Raw genomic sequence first — 889 nt, forward strand, 5'->3', positions numbered from 1 at the left:
CCTGATGTTTAATAGTACCGAATTATTTTGCCTAATTGATGATTTCTTTCTTAAATTTGAAGCAACTTATTGGAAATTTCTCAAACAAAGCCGTCATGCTTTAAGAGTTCGAACTGCACAACTGACAATCTCGGAAATTAGTTTTATCGCCATTTGGTATAAGTGTTCTCACTTCAGTAATTTTAAAGCCTTCTTCTCATGGTTGAAACAGGATAAAAGTCATTTATTTAAAGGCTTACCCTGTTATCAACGAATGATTCATCTGATCAATATGCATCAATTGGCGCTACATGCTTTGCATGTGGCCTTAATGAAAGGGCAATACAAACAATACTTATGGATTGATTCAACAACTCTACCGGTCTGTAAAAATCAGCGGATTCAACGCCATAAATCTTTAGCCAAAATTGCATCTCATGGTAAAAGCTCGATGGGCTGGTTTTATGGCTGTAAATTACATATTGCGATGAATCATTTTGGTGAAATAGCTTGTTCTGCTTTATCTAATGGACATGTGGCTGACATCAAAATGGTTGAGCATTTGGTTGAAGGCTTAGAAGCAAAGCTTTATGCAGATCGTGGCTATATTAGCCAAGAGTTAAAAAGCAGATTAAAAGATCAAGGTATTGATTTGATTACCTATCATCGAAAGAACATGCAGTCTGTTCAACTCTGTGCATCAGATGAATATCACTTAAAACAGCGCAATAAAATAGAAACGTTATTCAGCTTATTGAAAGGTCAATACAATTTAGTAACGAGTAAGGCACGTAGTATTCATGGATTTCTAAGTGGAATTTACGCCTCGTTATGTGCATATCAATTAACCCATCGAAATAAGCCAACAATTCAAATTATGGAACCATTGGCTTAAGCAGGATTCGGGTTA

1 protein-coding gene is annotated in these 889 nt (G+C 35.7%); it reads left to right on the forward strand.

The window, feature by feature from the left end; translation table 11 throughout:
• Positions 1-4: 4 nt before the first annotated feature.
• Positions 5-874, forward strand: coding sequence for an IS982 family transposase (locus tag ACP69Y_RS16595; protein WP_425919542.1), 870 nt, complete (start codon positions 5-7; stop codon positions 872-874).
• Positions 875-889: the final 15 nt, after the last annotated feature.

This window comes from Acinetobacter sp. TSRC1-2 (assembly GCF_049895885.1).
Taxonomy (GTDB): Bacteria; Pseudomonadota; Gammaproteobacteria; order Pseudomonadales; family Moraxellaceae; genus Acinetobacter.

Excerpts from the sequence above, each read along its gene's own strand:
- ACP69Y_RS16595 (WP_425919542.1), top strand. The coding sequence starts at position 5 with ATGTTTAATAGTACCGAATTATTTTGCCTAATTGATGATTTCTTTCTT.